Here is a 1417-nt window from a genome sequence, read left to right on the forward strand (position 1 = left end):
GGGTCCGGGTCCGCGACAGCCTCGAGGAGGGCGTCCCGGTTCGCCAGGATGAAGTCCTTGAGCGCGCCGGGCTGGAGGGCGAACCGGGCCAGGTCATCGCCGCGCAGGTCGATGCGCTCGACGTCGTAGCGTCCCTTTGCCGGGTTGGTGAATTCGTCGCCCGTCCTGGCGGCAAGATTCATCGAGGTGAGCCGGCAGACGAAGAAGTGCTGGACGGTGATGCCCGGCGTGTCGCCCCCGCTGTGTCGTGTCGCGCTTGTGAGGAACACCTGCTGGACGCGGTCGACGGTAGCGCCCAGCTCCTCGGCGACCTCCCGGTGCAGGGCGGCCTCGACCGAGGTGTCCTGCTGATCGACCCCGCCGCCCACGGTGGCCCAGTAGCGGGGCTGGCCGGGCAGGCTCCGGCGGAACACGATCAGCTGCCCGCCGGAGTCGATCAGAATTGCTCTGGCGGCCCGTCGCACCACTCGCACCAGCCCATCATTGTCCGCAGCGGAGATCCATGTCCGGGTCAGCCAGGAACCCGCTACGGTTCCTGGCTGACCCGGGCCACCCCCACCCCGAGCAGGTAGGTGCCACCGAGATCCGTCCAGCCCACGTCCAGCGGGGCGGATGTCGTCAGTCGCCGGCTGTGGAGCGCACGGTCTGTGCCGGCGGTGAAGGCGTCCACCGTCCCGTTCCCGGCCCGGACGAAGGCGGGCGGCCCGACTGTCCGCCCACCGGCGTCGATGAACCGTATGAACGGCACAGCGGCGTAGGCGAGGGTTCCCGACGCCAGCCGGCAGCCGACGAACGCCCGCCCGGCCCCGTTCGGGCCAGGCGGGTAACCCTGGTCACCGTGGGATCCGTAGGTGTCCGGGTAGGTGTCCGCGTAGGTGTCGTTGCCGCCGGCGCCGGGCGCCCCATCGCACCGGACACCGAGCGCCTTCCAGAACGAGGTGGCTGTCCGCCGGTAGAGGTTGGCCGCGGGTGGGGCGCTGTCGCTGGCGCGGGTGATGAACCAGGTGACGGCCCCGTCCACGACGGCCATCGCGGGAGCGGCGTCGGTCCGCCCGCCGTAGCTCGTCCACCAGGTCACCCGGGCCGGCTGGCCGGTGGTGTCGATGGGCACGGCTGTGACGTACAGTGCGCGATCACTTCCGCGGCATCCCAGGTGCAGCGTTGATCCGACGACGACCGCGGCCTGTCCGTAACACTGTGTCCCGGGTAGGCCGAGCGGGGACCAAGCATGATCGGTATCGCCCCGCATCCAGAGATTCCCGTCGGTGCCACCCACGATGTAGGTGACCCTGCCAGCAGCCTGGATCACTGTCGGAACTGATGTGGCCTGGCCGCCCAGCGACATGGGGCGGGCCTGGTCGGACCGTTTCGCCCAGACAGCGTGATCGACGCCTACGCCAGCGACGATCGTGTACCC

The 1417-nt window shown here is 70.4% G+C and carries 2 protein-coding genes; both read right to left on the minus strand.

Going from position 1 to position 1417, the window contains the following annotated elements; genetic code table 11:
* A partial coding sequence (locus MJ783_RS02950; protein ID WP_239308359.1) for an NUDIX domain-containing protein occupies positions 1–473 on the minus strand: 473 nt, incomplete at its 3' end.
* Positions 474–526: 53 nt separating this feature from the next.
* The coding region (locus tag MJ783_RS02955; protein ID WP_239308360.1) for a hypothetical protein at positions 527–1417 on the minus strand (891 nt) is incomplete at its 5' end.

Origin of the sequence: Protofrankia sp. Cj3 (assembly GCF_917627355.1) — a bacterium.
GTDB lineage: Bacteria > Actinomycetota > Actinomycetes > Frankiales > Frankiaceae > Protofrankia.